The organism is Nocardioides pyridinolyticus (assembly GCF_054653575.1).
Map to the genome: position 1 here is coordinate 93196 of NZ_BAAIFY010000002.1, position 23094 is coordinate 116289.

The following is a 23094-nucleotide window of genomic DNA, read 5'->3' on the forward strand; positions in this document are numbered from 1 at the left end:
CGGGGACGGGCGACCTCGTTGGAAGGTCGTCCACGTCCAGGGCCGGTGATGCCGGCCGCACCCCTATCGGGAGGGTCCCCACCCCATGCGCTCTCCTCCAAGCACGTCGTCGCGACGGCTGCCCTGCTGACCAGCGGCGTCCTCGCGACCGCACTCTCGACCGCTGCCCCCGCCACCGCTGCCCCGACCTGGGCGCCCGCGGACACCGCCCAGATCCACCCGGGCGTGCAGATGTACACCGAGGGTGCGCAGTGCACCGGCAACTTCGTCTTCACCGACAGCGCCTCCAACGTCTACGTCGGGTACGCCGCGCACTGCGCCGGCACCGGTGGCGCGACCGACACCGACGGCTGCCTCGCCGACTCCCTGCCGCTGGGCACGCGGGTGACCTTCAACGAGGGCGGCTCGCTGGTCACCGACGGCACCCAGGTCGGCGCCGGCACGCTCGTGTACTCGGCGTGGAACACCATGGACGAGATCGGCACCACCGACGACAACACCTGCGCCTACAACGACTTCGCGCTGGTGCAGGTCGACGCCGCGGACGTCGCCAAGGTCAACCCGTCGATCCCGTTCTGGGGCGGCCCGACCGGCATCGACACCGACGGCACCGACGCCGGGGACCGCGTCTACAGCTACGGCAACTCCAGCCTGCGCGGCGGCGTCACCGCCCTCTCGCCGAAGACCGGCACCAGCCTCGGCGACAGCGCCAGCGACGGTGGCTGGTCGCACCCGCTCTACACCGTCACCCCGGGCATCCCCGGTGACTCGGGCTCCGCGTTCGTGAGCGCCGACGGCGCGGCGATCGGCACCCTGTCGACCCTGGGCCTGGCGCCGCTGCCGCTGTCGAACAACATCGGCGACCTGGCCAAGGAACTCGCCTTCGCCCAGCAGCACTCCGGCATCTCCGGCCTGACGCTGGTCAACGGCACCGAGCCCTTCTCGCCCATCCTCTGATCAGACCGCTGACCTGAGGGAGCCCCGACAGCCCCGTCCCGACAGGGACGGGGCTGTCGAACGCCCTAGGATACGTTGCCGCTCATGACCGGCCTGGACCACGAGGAGTACGTCGAGCGGGTGCTCCAGTGCGTCGAGACGATCCCGCGCGGCCGGGTGTCGACCTACGGCGCGATCGCCGAGGTGGTCGGCGAGCTGCTCGGCGGGGGCGGCCCGCGGCTGGTCGGCTCGACCATGGCGCAGCACGGCGGCGGCGTGACCTGGTGGCGCGTGGTGCGCGCCGACGGGTCGCTGCCGCCGAGCCACCAGGACGAGGCGCGGCAGTGCTACCTCGAGGAGGGCACCCCGCTGCGCCCGAACGGCAACGTCGACCTCCAGCTGGCGTTCTTCCGGCCGGCGTCGTTGCGCGGCTGACCGGCGAAGTCGCTTTGCCCTGTCGGTGACGACCGGCAGAGTGGGGTCATGACATCCGTGATCCGGGCCGAAGCGCTGGTGAAGAGGTACGGCGACGTGAGCGCGCTCGACGGCCTCGACCTCGAGGTCGAGGAGGGCACGGTGATGGGCCTCCTCGGCCCCAACGGAGCCGGCAAGACCACGACCGTGCGGGTGCTCACCACCCTGCTGCGCCCCGACAGCGGGACCGCGGAGGTGGCGGGCGTCGACGTGCTGCGCCGGCCCCAGGACCTGCGTCGGCGGATCGGCGTCTCCGGTCAGTACGCCGCCGTCGACGAGCACCTCACCGGGTTCGAGAACCTCGACATGGTAGGCCGGCTCTACCACCTCGGTGCGGCGGCGAGCCGCCGGCGGGCGCGCGAGCTGCTGGAGCAGTTCGACCTGGTGGAGGCGGGTGATCGCACCGTCAAGGGCTACTCCGGCGGCATGCGCCGACGACTCGACCTGGCGGGGGCGCTCGTCGCCCGACCCCCGGTGATCTTCCTCGACGAGCCGACGACCGGCCTCGACCCGCGCGGCCGCGTCGGCATGTGGGACGTCATCGAGGAGCTGGTCCGGGGCGGGACGACCCTGCTGCTCACCACCCAGTACCTCGAGGAGGCCGACCGGCTGGCCGACCGCATCGCGGTCATCGACCGGGGCACGGTGATCGCCCGCGGCACCGCCGACGAGCTGAAGGCCCAGGTGGGTGGCGACCAGGTCGAGGTCCGCCTCCCCGTCGGCGGCGACCTGCCGGCCGCGGCACGCGCGGTCGAGGGCGTCGGGGTCGGCGCGCCCACCGTCGACGAGCGCGACCGGCGGGTGACGGTGCCTGTCGACGGCGGGACCCGTGACCTGCGCGTGGTGCTCGACCGCCTCGACCGGGCCGGCGTCGCGGTGGCCGAGGCCGGGCTGCGCCGGCCGACGCTCGACGACGTGTTCCTCGCCCTGACCGGCCACGCGGCCGTCGAGGCCGAGGACACCGGTGACCCCGACCGGGTCGACGACGGGACCGACGAGGAGGGGGTCGCGTGAAGTCCGCCGTGGCCGAGGGAGTGTCCGACGCGTGGGTGATCACGCGCCGCAACCTCCGCAAGATCCTGCGGGTGCCCGACGTCCTCGTCTTCACGACGCTGTCGCCGATCATGTTCGTGGTGCTGTTCGCCTACGTGTTCGGCAACGCCATCGGCACCCAGGACACCGGTGTCGACTACACCGAGTTCCTCGTCCCGGGCATCTTCGCCCAGACCGTCGTCTTCGGCGCGACCTTCACCGGCTACAGCCTCGCCGAGGACCTGCAGAAGGGCATCATCGACCGGTTCCGGTCGCTGCCGATGTCGTCGTCGTCCGTGGTGCTCGGCCGGACCGTGTCCGACATCGGGATCAACATCGTGAGCCTGGCCGTGATGGCGTTGACCGGGCTCGTGGTCGGATGGCGGATCCGCTCGTCGGTGCTGGAGGCCGCCGCAGGCTTCCTGGTGCTGCTCGCGTTCGCCTTCGCGATCTCGTGGATCATGGCGACCGTGGCACTCGTGGTCCGCACGCCCGAGGTCGTCAACAACGCGTCGTTCATCGTGATCTTCCCGCTCACGTTCATCGCGAACACGTTCGTGTCGATCAGCAACCTGCCCGGACCGCTGGCCACGTTCGCCAACTGGAACCCCGTCTCCTCCGTGACCCAGGCGGCGCGCGAGTTGTTCGGCAACACTGACCCGACAGCGCCGGTGCCGGACGTGTGGTCGCTGCAGAACCCGGTCGCCTACACGCTGATCTGGGTCGTGATCATCCTCGCGGTGTTCGTCCCGCTGTCCATCCGGCTCTACCGCCGCGCGACGAGCCGGTAGGTCCTACCGACCCTCGGGCGCCAGCCGGGCCAGCCGGGCCAGCGCCTTCGGGAAGATCTCCGCGGGAGGCGTGACCAGGCCGGCGCCGACCTGGCCCACGCCCGCGACCCGGCCGGCCATGCCGGTGTTGATCTGCGGCAGGATCCCGGTGCGGCACACCAACGTGACGTCGATGCCGGTCGGGGTGCCCTGGAACTCCAGGACCGGGACCGACCAGCGGGGGTTCTCGCCCAGCGTGATCTCGTGCATCCGACGGGTGGTCGCGAGGGCGTCCGGCACCGAGCCGCCGACGAACCGCACGATCGCGGGCGCGGTCGCCATCGCGAAGCCGCCGATGCCGGCGGTCTCGGTGATCGCGCTGTCGCCGATGTCGGGGTTGGCGTCGTCCGGGCCGTAGTCGCCGAGGAAGAGCCCGTCGGCGAGCTGGGCCGGGCCGGTGAACCACTCGTCGCCGGTGCCGGCGACCTGGATGCCGAAGTCGGTGCCGTTGCGGGACATCGCGACGACCATCGTCGAGCCGCCGATGCCGCGCGCCGCGTCGAGTGCGAGCTTGCACGCCGGCATCGCGAGGTTGAGGAAGAAGTGGTCGTTGCCGCCGACGAACCGCAGCGCCTGCGCCACGTCCGCGCTGTCGAAGCCCGCGTCCACCATCGCGGGGGAGAGGTCGCGCAGCAGCATCAGGGTCCCGGCGCGGTTGCGGTTGTGGGCCTCGTCGCCCATCTGGAGCATCTGCGTGAGGATGCCGGTGACGTCGACCGGGTCCGACGCCCGCACGGCCGCCTGGAGCAGCGGGCCGAGGACGTCGCCCATCCAGCGCAGCCGGGTGAGCACCTCGGGGGAGTAGGCGCCGTACCGCAGCACCTTGCCGAGGCCCTCGTTGAGGGAGCAGTACGTCCGGCGACCGCTGGCCGCGTCCTCGAGCACGAACATCCACATGCTGGGGGTGACGACGCCGGCCATCGGGCCGACGGTGGAGCGGTGGTGGCACGGCTCGAGGCTCACGGAGCTGCCGGACTCGAACAGCGCGATTGCGTCCTCCGGGTCGTCGACCAGGCCCTCGAGCGCGGCACCGCCCATGAGCGCGCCGCGGAGCGGGCCGGACGCGCGGTCCCACCCGATCGGCGGGCCGGCGTGCAGGAACTCCCCGGGCTGGAGGCCGAGCACCTCGGACGCCGGCGCCACGTCGACCAGCGTCGCGGTGACGTCGAGCATCGCGGCGAGCGCGCGGGCGTTGGCCTCCGGACGGCGCGGGTCGGCCGCGACGGTCGCGAGGTCGGCCTCGGTGCCCTCCATCGGGGGGCGCCAGTCGACGCGGGTGGTCGCCACGGCCTGGCCCTCGACGGCGTCGGCGAACAGGTCGGCGCCGACGTTGACGACGGCGGTCGGGATGCTCATGCACGTACTCGCTTCGCTCCGTGCGCGCATGAGGCACATGACGCGCTGTGTTGGATGGTGAGCTCGCTGCGCTCACTCACTGCGGCCTCCGGTGAGCTCGAGCGCACGGCGGGTGGCGCCGGCGTTGGACAGGTGCACCTCGGCGCCGGCGTCGGCCAGCGCCCGGACCTGGCGGTCCAGGCCCTGCGGGTCGGCGGAGGTGCCGACGACCGCGACGACCACGGGCTTGGTCACCCCGGCCAGGGCCGGCGCGAGGCCGGCGGCCGGATCGGGCTCGGCGCCGTGGCCGAGCACGACGTCGAGGAGGAGTACGCCGGCGGCCGGGTCCTCCGCCGCGCGGGCGAGGTGCTCCAGCCGCAGCGACGGGTCGATCATCGGGTGCGCGCGTCCGGTGGTGTAGTCGTCGTCGCCGAAGTCCACGAACGTGTGGCCGGCGTCCGTGCCCGCGATGAGCTTGGCCTCGCTGGCCAGCGTCCCTCCGACGAAGAGGCCCCGGATGACACCCGGGTTGGCCTCCGCCGTCCCGGTGACGGGCCACTCCGGCACGTCCCGACCCAGGCGGCGCAGCACCGACTCGGTGGCCTCGGTGAGGTCGGGCCGGCCGGCGCCGAGCAGCGCGTACTCGACCGGCGTGGACAGGGTGTCCGCGTAGGCGCGGATCTCGGCGGCGACGTCGTCGGCCGGGGGCTTGGAGATCAGCACGATCAGCTCGACCGCGGGGTCCTCGTCGAGCCGGCGCATCGCCTCGCGGGTCGCGAGGCCGCGCACCTCGGCCGACAGGTCGCGGCCGCCGACGCCGAGCGCGGACGTCACGCCGACGCCCGCGTGGTCGAGCAGCGCCAGCACCTGCTGGCAGCCGGTGCCGGAGGCGGCGACGATGCCGACCGGGCCGGGGGAGACCGTGTTCGCGAAGCCCAGGCCGAGCCCGCCCATGACGGCGGTGCCGCAGTCGGGGCCCATCACCAGCAGGCCGCGCCCGGCGGCGTACCGCTTGAGGGCGACCTCCTGCTCCACCGGCACGTTGTCGCTGAACACCATCACGTCGTGGCCCGACTCCAGGGCGTCCATCGCCTCGACGAAGGCGCTGGCGCCGGGGACCGACACCAGCGCGACCGCGCTAGGGGTACGGCGGAACGCGCTGCCGGTCGTGCGCGGCGGGGCGAGCTCGGTCGGCCCGGCCTCCCGGCGGTTCGCGTCGCGCAGCGCCTGGTCGACCCCGGCCAGTGCGGCGGCCAGCGCCTGGGAGCTCTCCAGCCGCAGCGCGACCACCATGTCGTTGGGCGTCGCCTCGGCGGGGACGTCGAAGCCCATGCCGGTCAGCACCTCGACGTTGAGCGCGGTCGCCATCGCGACCTGCGCGGCGACGACACCGTCCTGGCCCTGCACGGTCCGGGAGACCTGCAGGAGGGTGACGGAGTCGGCGTACGCGCCGGGCCGGAGCTCGACGTGGGAGTGGGTCATGCCGCGCCTTTCTGGGCTCTCTTCTGGGGGCTCTTCTGGGCATCGATGGCGAAGCGGGCGCCCGCGAGCATCCCGCGCCCGGAGCTGTGGCCGACGGCGGCCAGGGCCGCGTCGCGCGTGGGGTCGGCGACCCAGGCGGCGAACTCCGGGATCACCTCGCCGTGCAACGCGCAGTCGAGGAGGGTGGCCGAGAGCAGCGTGGTGCGGTCGAGGCAGGCCCGGACCTCCGCGTCGGCCTCCGGCGTCGGCACGCCGGCCGCGCGGTGGATGGCCAGCCAGCCGCACAGCACGTCGTCGTCGTACGGCGTGAGCCCGTCGCCGCGGCCGACCATCTCCCGCACGTCCCCGGGGAGGGGCGCGGGGCGGGTCCAGGCGGTCGGCAGCCGGGGCACGGTCACGTCGACCATCCGGCCGACCACGAGCGGCTCGCCGTCGAGATGCAGCACGCCGTCCGCGACGTGGGCCGCGGTCACGTCGAGCGACTCCCGCGCCGTCCGCAGCGCGCAGGGTACGGCGGTCGCGCGGGTGCCGACGACGCCGACGCAGCGACCGGCCACCTCGACGTACACGGCGTCGCGGCCGCGGTGCACCACGGGCACCGCGCCGTCGGGTGCCTGCGCCAGGTGCGACCGCACGCGCGGCGGTGCACTGACGGGGATCACCTGTCCGACGCTAGCGGGGAGGGTTACGGTTTGCCGATGTGAGGTTGTGCCAACGGCTGGGTCAGGAGTGCGCAAATGTTGATGAGCGGTGACCGTGAGGAGCTGGCGAGCGCTGCGCTGGCCCGGGTCGACGCGCTGCACACCGCGCTGACCCGCATCGTCCTCGAGGGCGGCAACCTGGACGGCATCGCGGCCGAGGTCGCGAGCGTGTTGGACGCGGGCGTCGCCTTCACCTCCACCGACGGCCGCGAGCGGGCCGGCGCGATGTCCACCGACGTCCGCGACGCCCTGACCGACGCCGGCCTGGTCGACCCGACCGGTCGGCTGCGGGTGGAGCGGATGCACGGCGAGGGCAACGTGCGCGCGCTCCGGGTCGCGGCCGGCGGCGCCGACCTCGCGCGCCTGGTCTGCGTGCGCCCCGACCAGTCGCTGACCGAGGACGACGTCCACGCGCTGGAGCGGGCGGCCGCGGTCGCCGCGTTGCTGATCACCCGCGAGGAGGCGGTCACCGCCGTCGAGAACAAGTACCAGGGCGACTTCCTGCGCGACCTGCTGCTGCGCCGGGCGGCCGACCCCGACTACGTCGCCGAGCACGCCGCGACCTTCGGCTGGGACCTCGGCCGTCCGGTCCTGGTGGTCGTCGCCGAGCTCGACCCCTCCCAGGGCCAGGGCGACGAGCCCGCGTCGAGCGGCCAGCGCCGCCAGTGGCAGGAGCGCTTCTCGGCCGCGTGGCGCCAGGTCGCCGAGAGCATCGCCCCGAACATCCCGACCGTCGACTTCTCCTCCGAGGTCGTCACGCTGCTCCCGGTCGGCGAGGACGTCGTCTCCCGGGCGGTGCAGGCGGTGGCCGGCGACAAGGGCGGCGGCCGCCGCTCGTTCTCGGTCGGCGTCAGCCGCGTCGCCGAGACGCTGGACCGGCTGCCCGAGGCCTACGCCCAGGCCCGCCGGGCCGTCGAGGTCGGCCGTCGCGTGCGCGGCACCGGCTCGACGACGTTCTTCGACCAGCTCGGCCTGCACCGGCTGATCGCGCTGATCCCCGACGGCTCGGAGAGCAACGGTGAGCTGCGGTCCTTCGTCCGTGACGTGCTCGGGCCGCTGGCCGAGGACACCGCCGAGGCCGCCGACCTGCGCGAGACCCTCCAGGTGCTGCTGGACACGAACTTCAACGTCGCCGAGGCCGCCCGCGTGCAGTTCTTCCACTACAACACGATGCGCTACCGGGTCTCCAAGCTCGAGCGGCTGCTCGGCTCGCTCTCGACCGATCCGCACCTCCGCCTCGACGTCGCGGTGGCGCTGCGTGTCCATGAGATCACCGGCTGATCACACCGTCATTTCGGCGGTCCGGGCGGGTCCGGCGCGCCCACAACAGGTGCCAGCCGATTCGGCGTTCCTTCGGCATTTGTCGCCGTCGTGGGTGTGTCATGAGGATCACTAGTTTGTGACCACTCGGGGCCTGGTCACCGAAAGAAGGGTGTTGCGTCATGTCGATGTTCAAGTGGGAAGTGGTCGACCCCGGACCCGGTGAGGCCGTGGCGCCGAACCAGCGCGTGGCCTGGGGCAAGACGGTGGGTCTCGGTGCCCAGCACGTCGTCGCGATGTTCGGTGCGACGTTCGTGTTCCCGCTCATCATGGGCCTGAACCCGAACCTCGCGATCCTGATGAGCGGCATCGCGACGATCTGCTTCCTGCTGATCGTCAAGGGTGTCGTCCCGAGCTACCTCGGCACGTCGGCCTCGTTCGTCGGCGGAGCCGCTGCGATCTACGCCCAGAACGGCGGGCCCGCCGACGTCACCGGCGCCATCCTCGTCTCCGGCGTGGTGCTCGCGATCGTCGGCGTGATCGTCCACTACCTGGGCGCGGACGTCGTCAACCGCGTGTTGCCGCCGGTCGTGACCGGCGCCGTGGTGATGATCATCGGCTTCAACCTCGCCACGGTCGCGACCAAGGTCTACATGCCGGCTGACCGCTGGATGGCCCTGATCACGATGACCGCGGTCATCGTGATGGCCGTCGGCCTGCGCGGCTTCTTCGGCCGGATCGCGATCTTCCTCGGGCTGGTCTTCGGCTACGTGCTGTCCTGGCTGTTCGACGTCATCGGCGTCGGCGGGGTGAGCGGCGACCGCGTCAGCTGGGCCAACGTCAAGGCCGCCGACTGGTTCGGCTTCCCGCCGCACACCGCTGACGGGCTGGTGGGCAACCAGTCGCCCTTCGGCGGGGCCAACAACATGGCCGAGGTCGGCTGGCACCTGCCGAGCTTCTCGCTGACCTTCGCCCTGCTCGCGATGCCCGCCGTGATCGCCCTGATCGCGGAGAACATGGGCCACGTCAAGGCCGTGTCCGGCATGACCGGTCGCGACCTCGACCCGGTGATGGGCCGGGCCATCGCCGCCGACGGTGTCGGCACCGTGATCGCCACGTCCGTCGGTGGCTCCCCGACCACGACGTACGCCGAGAACATCGGCGTGATGGCCGCGACCCGGGTCTACTCGACCGCCGCCTACTACGTCGCGGCGATCGTCGCGATCCTGCTGGGCTTCGTCCCGAAGTTCGGCCAGATCGTCGCGGCGACGCCGGGTGGCGTCCTCGCGGGCATCACGATCGTGCTCTACGGCATGATCGGCCTGCTCGGCGCCAAGATCTGGATCGAGAACCGGGTGAACTTCGCCAACCCGGTCAACCTGGTCCCCGTGGCCGCCGGCCTGATCTTCGGCATCGGTCTCGACGCCGGCGACCCGAACGCGTTCTTCAAGATCACCGAGAACTTCGTCCTCGGCGGTATCGCGATGGGCACGATCGTGGTCATCGCCGGCTACCACCTGGCCCGCCTGGTCGCCCCCAACGGCGGGGACGAGGGCGCGGTCATCGCGGTCGGCCAGACCGGTGCGCACGTGGAGGACCACGCTCCTCCGCACGCGCACGACGACCACAAGCACTGACCAGCAGGAGAGCAAGGAATCCGTGAAGCCAGCACCGTTCGACTATCGCCGTCCAGGGTCGCTCGCCGAGGCGACCGCGATCCTGGCCGGTGAGCCGGACGCCAAGGTGCTGGCCGGTGGCCAGAGCCTGGTCCCCCTCCTGTCGATGCGCCTCGCGGCCCCCGCGATGCTCGTCGACATCAACGGGATCCCCGGCCTGGACACGATCGAGGCTCTGTCAGATGAGCAGGGGGACGGCGGCGTGCGGGTGGGCGCGCTCGCCCGGCACGCCGCCGTCCTCGCCTCGCCCGACGTCCGCCGCGTGCAGCCGCTCGTCCCGCTCGCGCTGGCCCACGTCGCGCACGCCACGATCCGCAACCGTGGCACCACCGTGGGCTCGCTCGTCCACGCCGACGCGGCCGCCGAGATGCCGGTCGTCCTGACCCTGCTCGGCGGCTCCGTCGAGGTGGAGGGACCCGCCGGTCGTCGCACGATCCCGGCCGACGAGCTGTACGTCGGACCGCTGGAGTCCTCGGTCGGCCACGACGAGATCGCGGTGTCGGCGTTCTTCCCGGCGCTCGCGCCCGGCGCCGGCGTCGCGTTCGAGGAGATCGCCCGCCGCCACGGCGACTACGCGCTCGTCGGCGCGGCCGCGCTCGTCGAGGGGGAGTCCGTGAAGGTCGGGTTCCTCTCGGTCAGCGACGTGCCGACGGTCGTCGACCTGTCCGGCGTCGCCGACGACGACCTGGGCGAGGCCGCCCTCGCGCAGCTGGAGCCCCTGGACGACATCCACGCCACCGCGGCGTACCGCTCGCAGCTCGTGCGGGTGCTCACCGGCCGCGTGGTTCGATCTGCCCAGAAGACTGCTCGGGAGGGCATGTGAGCGAGGAGCTCCACGACGTTCGGCTGACGGTGAACGGCACGGCGCACCAGATCCGGGTGCCCGCGCGCCGGCTGCTGTCGGATGCCCTGCGGCACGACCTCGGCCTCACCGGCACGCACGTCGGCTGCGAGCACGGCGTCTGCGGCGCCTGCACGGTCCTCGTCGACGGGTCGCCGATGCGCGCGTGCCTGATGTTCGCGGTCTCGACGGTGGACCACGAGATCACCACGGTCGAGGGCCTGACCCGCGAGGACGGCTCCCTCAGCCCCGTGCAGCAGGCCTTCGCCGAGTGCCACGGGCTCCAGTGCGGCTTCTGCACGCCCGGCTTCCTCACCACGATCACGGCCGGGCTGCGCGAGAACCCGAGCCCCACGCACGACGAGGCCCGCGACATGATCGCCGGCAACCTCTGCCGGTGCACGGGCTACCAGAACATCGTCAAGGCGGTCGAGCGCGCGGCGGAGCTGTCGTCATGACGACCAAGCTGATGGGCCAGGGGATCCAGCGGGTCGAGGACCAGCGGTTCCTCCGCGGCCAGGGCCGCTACGTCGACGACATCGCGGTCGCGCCCGACACGTTGCACGCCGCCGTCCTGCGCTCGCCGCACGCGCACGCGCGCATCCTGGACATCGACGTGGCCGACGTGCTCGACGTCGAGGGCGTGCACGCGGTCTACACCTACGACGACCTCACCGGCCCGATGGCCGACCCGCTGCCCCTGCTGATCCCGCACCCGGCGCTGACGCACGGGCGCACGCAGTACGCGCTGGCCAAGGACGAGGTGAACTACGTCGGCGAGGCGATCGCCTTCGTGGTCGCCGAGGACCGGTACGTCGCCGAGGACGCCGTCTCGCGGATCCGGGTGGACTACGAGTTCCTGCCCCCGGTCGTCGGCGTCGAGGCCGCGCGCGCCGCGAAGGACCTGGTGCACGCGGACGTGCCGGGCAACGTCGGCGCCCGCCTGGAGCAGCACGTCGGCGACGCGCCGGCGGCGATCGCCGCGGCCCCGCACCGGCTCTCGCTCGACCTCACGGTCGAGCGCAGCGCGTGCATGCCGATGGAGGGCCGCGGCACCGTCGCGCGCTGGGACGCGGACATCGACCGGCTCCTGGTGTGGACGTCGACGCAGAGCTCGACCGGCGTCCGCGCCGCCGTCGCGGTGAAGATGGGCCTGGACCTCGGCCAGGTCGACGTCGTCACTCCCGACGTCGGTGGTGGCTTCGGCGTGAAGATCAACCACCCGTGGCCCGAGGAGCTCCTGGTGCCGATGGCGGCCCGCGCCCTCGGCCGCACCGTGAAGTTCACCGAGGACCGGCGCGAGCACTTCATCTCCTCCGCCCACGAGCGCGGGCAGGTCCAGCACGTCGAGGTCGGCTTCGACGACGACGGCCGGATGGTGGGCCTGGACGTGGAGTTCTGGCACGACCACGGCGCCTTCACGCCGTACGGCCTGATCGTCCCGATCATCACCTCCACCCAGCTGCTCGGCCCGTACAAGCCGCAGAACTACCGCGTCTACTTCGAGTCGCTCTACACGAACACCGTGATGGTCACGCCGTACCGCGGCGCCGGGCGCCCGCAGGGCTGCTACGCCATGGAGCGGACCATGGACGCGATCGCTGCGTACCTCGGCAAGGACCGCGCCGACGTCCGCGCGGTCAACTTCATCCAGCCCGACGAGTTCCCCTACGACCAGGGCCTGATCTTCCAGGACGGCCGCGAGCTGGAGTACGACTCCGGCGACTACCCGGCGTCGCTGGAGAAGATCAAGGCGCTCATCGGGTGGGACGAGTTCCCGGCGTACCAGCGGGAGATGGCGGCCCAGGGCCGCCGGGTCGGGATCGGCCTGGCCTGCTACGTCGAGGGCACCGGCGTCGGCCCCTACGAGGGCGCGCACGTGCACGTCGAGACGTCCGGCAAGGTCAAGGTCGCCACGGGCCTGACCACCCAGGGCCAGGGCCACGCGACGGTGTTCGCGCAGCTGGTCGCGGACGAGCTCGGCGTGAAGTTCGAGGACGTCGAGGTCGTCACCGGCGACACCCGCCGGATGCCGTACGCCGTGGGCACGTTCGCGTCCCGCGCGGCCGTCATGAGCGGCTCGGCGATCCACCTGGCCGCGAAGCGGGCCAAGGAGAAGGTGCTCACGATCGCCGCCGAGGCGCTCGAGGCCGACGAGAAGGACCTGGAGATCGTCGACGGTGTCGTCTCGGTGAAGGGATCGCCCGGTGCCTCGATCGACCTCGGCACGGTGTCGGTGCTCTCGAACCCGCTGCGCTACGCCTTCGACGAGAAGTCCAAGGCCGCCACGCAGTTCTCGGTCGGCGACCCGGGCAAGCCGCCGGTCGCCGAGGACGAGGAGCCCGGGCTCGAGGGCAAGGACTTCTACTCGCCCGAGCGGGCGACGTTCGCGTCCGGCATGCACGCGGTGATCGTCGAGACCGACCCGGACACCGCCGAGATCACCATCCTCAAGTACGCCGTCGTCCACGACTGCGGCCACCTGATCAACCCGATGATCGTCGAGGGCCAGATCCACGGCGGCGTCGCGCAGGGCATCGGGGGAGCGCTCTACGAGCGGATGGCCTACGACGAGTCCGGGCAGCTGCTCAACGCGTCGTTCATGGACTTCCTCATGCCCTACGTCACCGAGATCCCCGACGGCATCGCCATCGACCACCTCGAGACGCCGTCCCCCCTCAACCCGCTCGGCATCAAGGGCGCGGGCGAGGCCGGGGTGATCCCGTCCGCCGCGGTGTTCGCCGCCGCCATCGAGGACGCGGAGAAGATCCCGATCCGGGACATGCCGATCTCGCCGTCCGAGCTGTTCACCCTTCGTCAGTCGCAGGAGCACACGTCATGAAGATCGCCGGTTCCAACGTCCTCGAGCAGCCCGTCGAGAAGGTGTGGGACGCGCTGCTCGACCCGCAGGTGCTCGTCGCCACGATCCCCGGCTGCGAGCGGCTGGTCGCGACGGGTGGCCCCGGTGACCACGCCTACGACATGACCGTCACCGCCGGCGTGGCCGCGATCAAGGGCACCTACCAGGGCCAGTGCACGCTCTCGGACCTGCAGCGGCACGAGGGCCTGACCATGCGCCTGTCGGGCGCTGGCGCGCCGGGCACGGTCGACGCGACCGTGGCCGTCACCTTCGCCTCGCCGTCCCCGGGCGCCACCGAGATCTCCTACGAGGCGGACGCGGTCGTGGGCGGCATGGTCGGCGGCGTCGGGCAGCGGATGCTCAGCTCGGTGTCCAGGCGGATGGCCGGGGAGTTCTTCGGCAACGTCGGCAAGGCGATCGCCGGCGGCCCGGTGGCCGCTCCCGCGGCGGCGCCGGTCACGACCGACACCGGCGCGCCGGTCTTCTCGGCCCCGGCGAAGCCGGCCGTCTCGGCGCAGGACGACTTCCTCAAGGGCATCGCGGTGGGTGCCGGTCTCGTGGTGCTCGGCGTCGTCGTCGGGCGGCTCTTCGGCCGTCGATGAAGCACCCGGCGAACCTGACCGTCGACTCGACCGCGCGCGACCAGGCGGCCGCCGTACGCCGGCGCGAGATCTCCGCGCGCGAGCTGCTCGAGCTGCACCTGGCGCGGATCTCCGAGCGCAACCCGGAGCTCAACGCGATCGTCTCGCTGGACGAGGACCGGGCGCGGGCCGGGGCTCTCGCCGCGGACGAGGCGCTCGCGGTCGGCTCCGAGGTCGGGCCCCTCCACGGGCTGCCGTTCGCGTTCAAGGACACCCATGCGGTGGCGGGCTGGCGCACGACGTACGGCTCTCCGCTCTTCCGCGACCACGTGCCGGACCGGGACGAGCTGCTGGTGGAGCGGGTGCGCCGGGCGGGTGTGGTCGTCGTCGGCAAGACCAACGTGCCCGAGTTCGCCGCCGGGTCGCACACGTTCAACACCGTCTTCGGCACGACGCTGAACCCGGTCGACCCCACGCGCTCGGCCGGCGGCTCGTCGGGCGGCGCGGCCTGCGCGCTCGCCGCGGGCATGGTGCCGCTCGCGGACGGCTCCGACATGGGCGGCTCGCTGCGCAACCCCGCGTCGTTCTGCGGCGTCGTCGGCCTGCGCCCGTCGCTGGGCCGGGTGCCGGAGTGGCCGCACGCGAACCAGTGGGAGACCACCTCGGTCGGCGGCCCGATGGCCCGCAACGTCGGTGACCTCGCGCTGCTGCTGTCGGTGCTCGCCGGCCCGGACCCGCGTGCCCCGTTGGCCCTCGGCGACCCCGGGTCGTCGTTCGCGCCGCCGCTCGCCGGCTCGCTGGCGGGCCTGCGGGTGGCGCTGTCGGTCGACCTCGGCGGTGCGTTCGAGGTCGACGACGAGGTGGCCTCGATCGTCGCGTCGTCCGCCTCGGTCTTCCCGTCCGTGGCGTCGGCCCACCCCGACCTGTCGCTGGCCGACGACACGTTCCGCACCCTGCGGGCGTGGCACTTCCAGGCCCGCTTCGGCGCTCTCCTCGCCGAGCACCCGGACTCCTTCAAGCAGTCGCTCGCGGACAACATCCGCGCGGGGGAGTCCCTCACCGGCGCCGACGTCGCGCGGGCCTACCAGCAGCGGACGGCGCTCGCGGAGACGATGCGCGAGTTCTTCTCCTCCTACGACGTCCTCGTGCTGCCGGTCTCGCAGGTCCCGCCGTTCCCGGCCGACCAGGAGTTCCCGACCGCGATCAACGGCCGCCCGATGGGGACCTACCTGGACTGGATGCGCGCGGCGTACTCCATCACCGTCACCGGCTGTCCCGCCATCTCCGTGCCCTTCGGCACGACGGCCTCCGGGCTGCCGGTCGGCGTCCAGCTCGTCGCCGCCCACGGCCGCGACCGGTTCCTCCTCGAGGTCGCCGCGGCGTTCGAGGAGGCGACCTCCTGAGAGCAACGTCCGGGCGCGCGCGGCTCGGCCGCCGCACGGCAGTTGGCGACTCTCGAGGCCGGTGCCGATTCATCACGGTAGGCAGATGAAGCTGCACTTCCCCTGGTGGGTATGGCGCGGGGAGTGCCGACTCGCCTGCCTACCGTGATGAATCACCCGGTGAGGGGCGGCGGTGGGCGGTACGTGCTCGACACGGTCGAGGGTGCCGGCCTGGGCGTGCCCGCTCGCGCCGGCCGGCAACACCGTCCCGACGGCCGTGCCGGTCGGCGAGCTCCCGTCCTGAGGGTCGGCCACTTCTCCACAGGACCAGTGGAAAACCTGTCAGGAATGGCCCGGATGGCTGTGGAGGACCGGGGGCGGGGCTGTGGGTAACCCACGACTTTCCGTGGAACCGGAGGAATGTCGGCGTACGCCCTTGCGCGCTCGGAACGCGAGGGCATAGAACTTCTCCCACGCACTCCGGCAACGGAGGGCGGGACAGCTCGGAGACGAGGGTCCGAACGACACGAGCCGGCTTGCCGGAGCGTGGCGCAGCGGCTGGGTGACGAGGCCGCTGGGACCGGAGAGCCGTGCTGTTCGACCGGGAGCGTCACCGGTACCGGTCACCCGAAGGGCCCTTGCGACTCATACCCGCAAGGGCCCTTCTCCCGTTCCGGGAGAAGGGCCCCAGGGCAGAGCCTCAGCGCTGGATCTGCATGACGATGGCCTTCGGCTCCGTGAAGAACTCGCGGCTGAAGTTGCCTCCCTCGCGGCCCACGCCTGAGTCGCCGACACCGCCGAACGGCGTCCGCAGGTCTCTGATGAAGAAGCAGTTGACCCAGACCGTGCCCGCGCGAAGCCGGGAGGAGACCCGGTGGGCCCGGGAGAGGTTCTCCGTGAACAGCATGGCGTTCAGGCCGTAGCGGGTGTCGTTCGCCAGCGCGACCACCTCGTCCTCGGACTCGAACCGGTTGACGACGCACACGGGGCCGAAGATCTCCTCGCAGTAGGCGGGAGCCGTGAGCGGCAGGTCGGTGATGATCGTCGGCTTGACCAGCCAGCGGCCCTCGGTGTCGGCGCCGCCCGTCAGGATCTTCCCGCCGTCGGCCGGCACGTCGTCGAGGTAGGACGTCACCTTGTCGAAGTGCCTCTTGCTCGCCAGCGAGGAGAACTTCGTGGCCGGGTCGAAGGGGTCGCCGATGGTCAGGGCCTCGGCTGCGGCGACGAAGCGGTCCATGAACTCGTCGTAGATCCCGGCGCCGACGAAGAGCCGGGAGCCGGCCAGGCAGACCTGCCCCGAGTTGCGGAAGATCGACTCCACCGCCCAGTGGACGGCGTTCTCGATCTCGGCGTCGTCGAAGACGATGTTGGCGCCCTTGCCGCCGAGCTCCAGCGAGACCGGAGCGAGGTGTGCCGCCGCTCCCGCCATGACGTGCCGCCCGGTGGCGGAGGACCCCGTGAACGTCACGCGGTCCACCCGGTCGTCCGACACCAGGGAGGAGCCGGCCGGCGTGCCGTGACCGTTGAGGACGTTGATGACGCCCGGGGGAAGCCCTGCCTCGACGGCCAGTCGCCCCAGCAGGGTGACGGAGGCGGGGGTGTCCTCCGAGGGCTTGATCACGCAGGTGTTGCCCCAGGCGATGGCCGGAGCGACCTTCCAGGTCGCCATCATCAGGGGGAAGTTCCAGGGGCTGATGGCGGCCACGACACCCGCGGGCCCGTACTCGCTGTAGGAGTGGTGTCCCGAGTCCATCGGGTAGACCTCGCCGCAGTGGTCACGTTGGTGGTCGGCGAAGAACCGGAAGTTCCAAACCGACCGGGCGACGTCGTGCTTCGACTGCGCCAACGGCTTGCCCATGTTGGTGGTGTCGAGCGTCGCCAGCTCCTCGGCGTGCTGCTCCATCACGTCGGCGAGGCGATGGATCGCCGCCGCGCGCTCGGCCCGGCCCAGCCGCGGCCAGGGACCTTCGTCGAAGGCCGCGCGGGCGCTCGTGACCGCTCGGTCCGCGTCGGCCGCCGATCCCTCGGCGGCCTGGGCGAACACCTCCTGGGTCCAGGGGTTCCAGACGTCGAAGCTGGCGCCCTCCAGGGAGGGGACCTCCTCGCCGTCGATGAGGTGTCCGAAGAACTGGTCGCTCATGTCGTCTCCTGGCTGCTGGCGCGGCGCTCGGCGATCGTGACGTCGCCCGCCGCCCAGTGGGTCGTGGGGATCTCCCGCACGACGACGCGCACCGACTCGCGCGGCGCGTCCACGGTCTCCACCGCCGCGGCGGTCAGCGCGGTGATCAGCGCGCGCACCTGCTCGGGGCTCCTGCCCTCGACCATGGTCACCTCGATCAGGGGCATGGCTCAGTCCTCCCCACCGCGGACGTGCACGGACCCGAGGTTGGTGAAGTGCATGGCCACCGAGGACCCCGGCGGGATGGGTACGGCGTCGGTCATCGCGCCGGTCAGCACCACCCAGCCGGGCTCGATGGCGCGGCCGCGTCGGGCGAGCTCGTTGGCCGCGAGCGCGAGGGCCTCGCCCGGGTGGCCGAGAACAGCGGCGCCGGTCGCCGAGTCGACGACCTGGCCTCCGACCTCCACCAGGACCGCCTCGAGCGAGAGGTCGAGGTCGTTCGGGCCCCGGCCGACCGGTCCGGTCATGAAGGCGCCCGAGGACGCGTTGTCGGCCACCACGTCACCCGCGGTGAACCGGAAGTCGCGGTAGCGGCTGTCGATGACCTCTGCTCCGCCCAGCACGGTGCCGACGGCCGCCATGGCGGTCGCCGCCGTGACCCCCGGCCCCTCCAGTCGGTCACGCATCACGAAGACCAGCTCGGGCTCGACGCGCGGATGGATGAGCCGGGCCTGGGGGACCGGCTCGCCGGCCGGGAGCACCATGGCGTCGGTGAGCCAGGCGACCAGCGGCACGTCGACGTTCATCCGCTCCTGCTTGGCGCGGCTGGTGAGGCCGAGCTTGACCCCGATCAAGGTCTCGCCGCGGGCCAGCCGCGCCTCGAGGTTGCGGTCCTGGATCTCGTAGCCGGTGTCGAGATCGAGCTCGGGCCACTCGTCGGTGAAGGGCGGCCGGTCGCGGCGCTCCTCCTCGCAGCGCAGCAGCTCGTCGGCGACCGAGGCGACGTCCCAGGCGGCCATCAGCGGGCACCCGCCGCAGCCAGGTCGCCCAGCTCCTGCTCCTGGGAGAGCTGGAGGGCGATGTCGATGATCATGTCCTCCTGGCCGCCGACGTAGCCGTACTCGCCGACCTTCTGCAAGATGGCGTGCGCGGGTACGCCGTAGCGCTCGGCCGCCCGTTCGGCGTGCAGCAGGAACGATGAGTAGACGCCGGCGTAGCCCTGGGTGATGGAGGCCCGGTCCATCCAGGGCAGTCGCTTCACGAACGGGCGCACCACCTCCTCCGCCGCCGAGAGCACCTCGCCGAGGTCGACGCCGGTGCGCACCCCCATCCGCTCGAAGGTCGCGGCCAGCACCTCGGTCGGCGAGTTGCCGGCGCCGGCACCCAGGGCGCACAGCGCTCCGTCGATCTGTCTCGCCCCGGCCTGGAAGGCGAGAACGGAGTTGGCGATGCCGAGGCTGAGGTTCTGGTGCCCGTGGAACCCCACCTGCACCTGGTCGCGGCCGACCTCGTCGAGCACGGCCTGGACGCGCTGCTGAGCGTCGGAGAGCACGAGCGCACCGGCGGAGTCGACCACGTAGACACACTGTGCCCCCGCGTCCGCCATGATCCGCGCCTGCTGGGCCAGCACCTGGGGCGTGGTGCTGTGAGCGAGCATCAGGAACCCGACCGTCTCCATCCCGAGCTCCCGGGCCCGGCCGAAGTGCTGGATGGAGACGTCCGCCTCCGTGCAGTGCGTGGCGATGCGGGCCACCGAGGCACCGGCATCGCGGGCGCGCTCGAGATGCTTGAGGGTGCCCAGACCGGGCAGCATGAGGACCGCGATCCTGGCCTGGGTCGCCTCGTCCACGGCGGCGGCGATCAGATGGAACTCGTCCACCTTGCTGAACCCGTAGTTGAAGCTCGAGCCGCCCAGGCCGTCGCCGTGGCTGACCTCGATCACCTGGACACCGGCGCGGTCGAGGGCCGACACGACGCCGCGCACCTGCTCCTCGGTGAACTGGTGCGACATCGCGTGAGAGCCGTCGCGCAGCGTCGAGTCGGTGATGCGGAGGTCGGCCGGACCACTGCCCGGCGTCTGCGCACGGACGTCGGTCTCGGTGACCTCGCTCGTCACCACCGGGGCGTCCTCGGGCCGGATGGTCATGTCTCCCATGAGTCAGACACCTGCCTTCTCGACCAGGTCGTCGGGCTCGAGCTCGCCGAGGTCCGCCGAGGACTTCCACGACGTCTCGACGCCCAGCCGGTGGGCCATCATCAGGTCGCCGACGCGGGCCGCGGCGGCGGTGATGATGTCCAGGTTGCCGGCGTACTCGGGCAGGTAGTCCCCCCGGCCCTTCACCTCGGTCGGCACGAACACCCGGGCCTGGCCGCGCCAGGTCTCGCGGGCGGGGTCGAACTGGGGCTCGGCCCGCAGGTGGTAGCCGGGGACGTACTCCTGGACCACGCGCACCATGGCGTGCACGGACTCGAGGATCCGGTCCTGGAGCGGCCCGGGCTCGCCCGCCTCGGCCGGGATGGCGCAGAACACCGAGTTGCGCATCATCAGGGGCGGCTCGACGGGGTTGAGGATGATGATCGCCTTGCCCTCGGCGGCTCCTCCGATGGCCTCCACCGCGGAGGCGGTGGTCTCGGTGAACTCGTCGATGTTGGCGCGGGTGCCCGGGCCGGCCGACCGGCTGGAGACCGAGGCCACGATCTCGGCGTACGGGACCGGCACGACCGAGGAGACCGCGTGGACGACGGGGACGGTGGCCTGGCCGCCGCAGGTGATCATGTTGACGTTCATCGCGTCCAGGTTGAACGACAGGTTGACGGGCGGGCACAGGTACGGGCCCACCGCCGCCGGGGTCAGGTCGACCGCGAGGATCCCCGCTTCGGCGTACCGCGGCGCATGGGCCTCGTGGGCCTTGGCGGAGGTGCACTCGAAGACGATGTCGGGCAGCTCGTCCTGCGCGAGCAGCCAGTCGACTCCCTCCGCGCTCGCTTCGAGTCCGAGGCGGCTGGCGCGCGCGAGCCCGTCCGAGGTGGGGTCGGCGCCCACCATGTAGCGCGGCTCGATGATCTCGCTGCGGCGCATCAGCTTGAACATCAGGTCGGTCCCGATGTTGCCGGGGCCGACGATGGCGGCGGTGGCCTTGGCCTGCGTCATCTCAGTGGTCTCCGTCCTGGGGGTCAGGGGCGAACCGGGCGGTGACGCCGCCCAGTCCGGCGAACGTGGCGGTGAACGTGTCGCCGGCAGCGACCGGCGACATGGCGCACACCGAGCCGGGGAGGACGACCTGCCCGGCCTCGAGGCTCACTCCTCGGTCGCCGAGGACATTGGCGAGCCACACCAGCGAGGTCAAGGGTGACCCGAGCACGGCGCCACCCGCGCCGGTGCCGACCACGGCACCGTTGCGGGTCATCACCGCGCCCGACAGGCGCAGGTCGACGGCGCTCAGCGGGGTCGGGGTGGACCCCAGGACGACGGCGCCGGAGCTCGCGTTGTCGGCGATGGTGTCGAAGAGGCCGATCTTCCAGTCCTCGATCCGACTGTCGACGATCTCGAGCGCGGGAAGGACGAAGTCGACGGCAGCGATCGCCTCGTGGGCCGTGACGCCCGGGCCGGAGAGCGAGCGCTTCAGCACGAACGCGACCTCCGGCTCGATGCGGGGCTGGACGAACCGGGACACGGGGATCGGTGCGTGCTCGAGGTAGAAGAAGTCGTCGAGCAGGTGGCCGTAGTCGGGCTCGACGACCCCCAGGAGCCGCTGCATGGCCGCGCTGGTCAGTCCGACCTTGTGCCCCCGGATCGAGCGGCCCCGGGCGACCAGCTGCTCGATCTGGAGCACCTGGATGGCGTAGGCGTCGTCGAGCTCCAGGTCGTCGTACGTCGAGGTCAACGGTGCGACCGGCTTGCGGGTGTCGTAGGCGTCCAGCAGCCGCCGAGCAGCGTCGGCGCGTGCTGCGTCATCGATCACAGATCCAGCTCCAGACGGTCGCTGGTCGGTCGGGAGCAGCAGATCATCATCTTGTCCATGGCCGCCTGCTCCCGCTTGGTGAGGACGAGGTCCCGGTGGTCGACCGTGCCGGCGAGCACCCGTGTGACGCACGAGCCGCAGATGCCGTCGCGGCAGTCGTTCTCCACCTCGACGCCCAGGGCGAGGACCGTGTCCAGGATGTTCGCGTCGGGCTTCATACGGAGAGTGTGACCGGACTGGGCGAGTACCAGCTCGTAGCTGTCCCCGTCGAGCGGCTCCGACTCCTTCGGCTCCACCCCCGCGCGGCTGAACAGCTCGAACCTGACGATGTCCTGGTCCGGGCCGTGCACCCTCTCGGCGGCCGCTTCGACGGCACGGAGGAGGGGGAGTGGGCCGCAGACGTAGACCAGGCCGCCGTCGGGAAGGTCCTTGACGACCGTGTCGAGGTCCGGTCGCCCGTCGGTGTCCTCGGCCAGGAGGAGGAGTCGCTCGCCCATCGCGGCGAGCCGCTCACGGAAGGCCATCGAGTCGGCCGTCCGGCCTCCGTAGACGAGGCGGAACGGGCGCCCCTCCCGGTCCAGGTGCTCGGCGAAGGTGATGATCGGGGTGATGCCCACGCCGCCCGCCACCAGTGCATGGTAGGGCGCGTCCTCCAGTGCGAACCCCTGCTTGGGGCGCGTCACCAGCAGCCGATCGCCCACCCGGAGGGTGTCGTGGACGTACGCCGAGCCACCTCGTCCTTCCGGCTCCCGCAACACCGCGATCTGGTAGTACGACAGGTCGCGCGGGTCGCCGCACAGGGAGTACTGCCGGGTGGACCCGTCGGGGACGTAGACGTCGAGGTGCGCGCCCGGCTCCCACGCAGGCAGGGGCCGGTCGCTCTCGATGCGGGTCAGCTTCACCGAGACGACCCCCTCCGCCTCGAGGGTCATCTGGGTCACGCGGAGCTCCCGCTGCTCAACCATCCCTGTCCTCCTCCGGGAGCTCGAGGAGCTTGCGCACCTCGGCGTAGGAGGTGTCGGGGTCGGTGACGTCGAACCACACGGAGCTGATCCCGAGCGCCTCGGCCCCCAAGATGTTGGAGGTCTGGTCGTCGAGGAAGACCATGGCATCGAACGGTACGCCGAGCCGCTCCGAGAGCAGCTCGTAGAGCCTCGGCGCCGGCTTGAGGTGACCCTCGACGGAGCCGTCCACCACCACGTCGACGTCCCCGACGATGTCGATCGCGTCGATCCACTCCTGCGAGTGGAACGCCCGGAGGTCGTTGGTCAGGATCCCGATCGGCACTCCCGCCCGCTTCGCATCCTCGACCAGCGCACGCGCCTGGTCGCGCACCAGCTCCGGCCTGGCGGGCTGGTACAGGTGCGCGATCATCGCCCGGATGTCCCCGTCGTGCCCTCCCCGCTGGTGCCATTCGGCAGCGCGTTCGTCCCAATAGGCCCGCTCGGTGATCTCGCCCGCCTGCAGGCTCTCCCAGGTCAGGTCGCGATGGGCGGGGCCCGCCAGCGGCCCCCTCAGGTGGAGCAGGTCGTACGCGGGAGTCCCGGGAAGGTCGGCCACCAGCTCGAAGGGCGTGAGCAGGACGGGACCGCCGAAGTCGAGGACGAGGGCTCGGTTCACCAT

Annotated in this window: 22 protein-coding genes; 11 read left to right on the forward strand and 11 right to left on the reverse strand. The window is 72.0% G+C overall.

All coding sequences use genetic code 11. From position 1 onward, the window contains the following. Nucleotides 1-48 precede the first annotated feature (48 nt). The 4 genes from ACYQ0U_RS02510 (at nt 49) to ACYQ0U_RS02525 (ending at nt 3233) form a co-directional block, all read left to right on the forward strand. The gene (locus ACYQ0U_RS02510) at nt 49-957 is read left to right on the forward strand and encodes a hypothetical protein (RefSeq protein ID WP_459969052.1); all 909 of its coding nucleotides are present in this window, start codon (nt 49-51) and stop codon (nt 955-957) included. A gap of 84 nt (nt 958-1041) precedes the next feature. Next, nucleotides 1042-1371 (forward strand): MGMT family protein, encoded by a 330-nt coding sequence (locus ACYQ0U_RS02515; RefSeq protein ID WP_459969054.1) that lies wholly within the window; start codon nt 1042-1044, stop codon nt 1369-1371. Between the two features lie 48 nt (nt 1372-1419). Then, on the forward strand, nt 1420-2424 hold the full coding sequence (locus tag ACYQ0U_RS02520) for an ATP-binding cassette domain-containing protein (protein WP_459969056.1): 1005 nt from the start codon (nt 1420-1422) through the stop codon (nt 2422-2424). Next, the gene (locus tag ACYQ0U_RS02525) at nt 2421-3233 is read left to right on the forward strand and encodes an ABC transporter permease (RefSeq protein ID WP_459969058.1); all 813 of its coding nucleotides are present in this window, start codon (nt 2421-2423) and stop codon (nt 3231-3233) included. Before ACYQ0U_RS02520 ends, ACYQ0U_RS02525 begins: the two co-directional genes overlap by 4 nt. Nucleotides 3234-3236: 3 nt before the next feature. Here the strand turns inward: ACYQ0U_RS02525 and ACYQ0U_RS02530 are convergent, their stop codons facing one another. From ACYQ0U_RS02530 to ACYQ0U_RS02540, 3 genes are all read right to left on the reverse strand, one after another. After that, entirely contained in the window at nt 3237-4628 is a 1392-nt protein-coding gene (locus ACYQ0U_RS02530) for a YlbE family protein (RefSeq protein WP_459969060.1), read from the reverse strand. Nucleotides 4629-4700: 72 nt separating this feature from the next. Further along, nucleotides 4701-6089: an AllF/FdrA family protein gene (locus ACYQ0U_RS02535; RefSeq protein WP_459969062.1), complete on the reverse strand. Its 1389-nt coding sequence runs from the start codon at nt 6087-6089 to the stop codon at nt 4701-4703. Continuing rightward, on the reverse strand, nt 6086-6751 hold the full coding sequence (locus ACYQ0U_RS02540; protein WP_459969064.1) for an oxamate carbamoyltransferase subunit AllH family protein: 666 nt from the start codon (nt 6749-6751) through the stop codon (nt 6086-6088). The genes ACYQ0U_RS02535 and ACYQ0U_RS02540 overlap by 4 nt, the downstream gene beginning before the upstream one ends. 81 nt (nt 6752-6832) lie before the next feature. Here ACYQ0U_RS02540 and ACYQ0U_RS02545 point away from each other — a divergent pair, with 81 nt between their 5' ends. The 7 genes from ACYQ0U_RS02545 (at nt 6833) to ACYQ0U_RS02575 (ending at nt 15411) form a co-directional block, all read left to right on the forward strand. After that, entirely contained in the window at nt 6833-8071 is a 1239-nt protein-coding gene (locus ACYQ0U_RS02545) for a PucR family transcriptional regulator (protein WP_459969066.1), read from the forward strand. Nucleotides 8072-8232: 161 nt separating this feature from the next. Next, nucleotides 8233-9687 (forward strand): uracil-xanthine permease family protein, encoded by a 1455-nt coding sequence (locus tag ACYQ0U_RS02550; RefSeq protein ID WP_459969068.1) that lies wholly within the window; start codon nt 8233-8235, stop codon nt 9685-9687. 22 nt (nt 9688-9709) lie between these two features. After that, nucleotides 9710-10549 (forward strand): FAD binding domain-containing protein, encoded by an 840-nt coding sequence (locus ACYQ0U_RS02555; RefSeq protein WP_459969070.1) that lies wholly within the window; start codon nt 9710-9712, stop codon nt 10547-10549. Then, the gene (locus tag ACYQ0U_RS02560; RefSeq protein WP_459969072.1) at nt 10546-11025 is read left to right on the forward strand and encodes a (2Fe-2S)-binding protein; all 480 of its coding nucleotides are present in this window, start codon (nt 10546-10548) and stop codon (nt 11023-11025) included. Before ACYQ0U_RS02555 ends, ACYQ0U_RS02560 begins: the two co-directional genes overlap by 4 nt. Beyond that, complete coding sequence (gene cutA, locus ACYQ0U_RS02565) at nt 11022-13409, forward strand: aerobic carbon-monoxide dehydrogenase large subunit (protein WP_459969074.1); 2388 nt, start codon at nt 11022-11024, stop codon at nt 13407-13409. Before ACYQ0U_RS02560 ends, cutA begins: the two co-directional genes overlap by 4 nt. Further along, nucleotides 13406-14029: an SRPBCC family protein gene (locus ACYQ0U_RS02570; RefSeq protein WP_459969076.1), complete on the forward strand. Its 624-nt coding sequence runs from the start codon at nt 13406-13408 to the stop codon at nt 14027-14029. Before cutA ends, ACYQ0U_RS02570 begins: the two co-directional genes overlap by 4 nt. After that, nucleotides 14026-15411, forward strand: a complete 1386-nt coding sequence (locus tag ACYQ0U_RS02575) for an amidase (protein WP_459969078.1) — start codon at nt 14026-14028, stop codon at nt 15409-15411. The genes ACYQ0U_RS02570 and ACYQ0U_RS02575 overlap by 4 nt, the downstream gene beginning before the upstream one ends. A gap of 679 nt (nt 15412-16090) precedes the next feature. Here the strand turns inward: ACYQ0U_RS02575 and ACYQ0U_RS02580 are convergent. From ACYQ0U_RS02580 to ACYQ0U_RS02615, 8 genes are read right to left on the reverse strand one after another with little or no spacing between them, the layout of a single operon-like run. Then, nucleotides 16091-17530: an aldehyde dehydrogenase gene (locus ACYQ0U_RS02580; RefSeq protein WP_459969080.1), complete on the reverse strand. Its 1440-nt coding sequence runs from the start codon at nt 17528-17530 to the stop codon at nt 16091-16093. Beyond that, nucleotides 17527-17736, reverse strand: coding sequence for a 2-hydroxymuconate tautomerase (gene thmT, locus ACYQ0U_RS02585; protein WP_459969082.1), 210 nt, complete (start codon nt 17734-17736; stop codon nt 17527-17529). Before thmT ends, ACYQ0U_RS02580 begins: the two co-directional genes overlap by 4 nt. Before the next feature lie 3 nt (nt 17737-17739). Then, nucleotides 17740-18528 (reverse strand): 2-keto-4-pentenoate hydratase, encoded by a 789-nt coding sequence (locus ACYQ0U_RS02590; protein WP_459969084.1) that lies wholly within the window; start codon nt 18526-18528, stop codon nt 17740-17742. Beyond that, a complete protein-coding gene (gene dmpG / locus ACYQ0U_RS02595) occupies nt 18528-19664 on the reverse strand; it encodes a 4-hydroxy-2-oxovalerate aldolase (RefSeq protein WP_459969086.1) in 1137 nt (378 codons plus the stop codon). The genes ACYQ0U_RS02590 and dmpG overlap by 1 nt, the downstream gene beginning before the upstream one ends. Nucleotides 19665-19667: 3 nt before the next feature. Then, nucleotides 19668-20660, reverse strand: a complete 993-nt coding sequence (locus ACYQ0U_RS02600; protein ID WP_459969088.1) for an acetaldehyde dehydrogenase (acetylating) — start codon at nt 20658-20660, stop codon at nt 19668-19670. A 1-nt stretch (nt 20661) separates the two neighbouring features. After that, nucleotides 20662-21471, reverse strand: coding sequence for a 2-keto-4-pentenoate hydratase (locus ACYQ0U_RS02605; RefSeq protein ID WP_459969090.1), 810 nt, complete (start codon nt 21469-21471; stop codon nt 20662-20664). Continuing rightward, complete coding sequence (locus ACYQ0U_RS02610) at nt 21468-22436, reverse strand: PDR/VanB family oxidoreductase (RefSeq protein ID WP_459969092.1); 969 nt, start codon at nt 22434-22436, stop codon at nt 21468-21470. Before ACYQ0U_RS02610 ends, ACYQ0U_RS02605 begins: the two co-directional genes overlap by 4 nt. Then, nucleotides 22429-23094, reverse strand: coding sequence for an HAD-IA family hydrolase (locus ACYQ0U_RS02615; protein WP_459969094.1), 666 nt, complete (start codon nt 23092-23094; stop codon nt 22429-22431). Before ACYQ0U_RS02615 ends, ACYQ0U_RS02610 begins: the two co-directional genes overlap by 8 nt.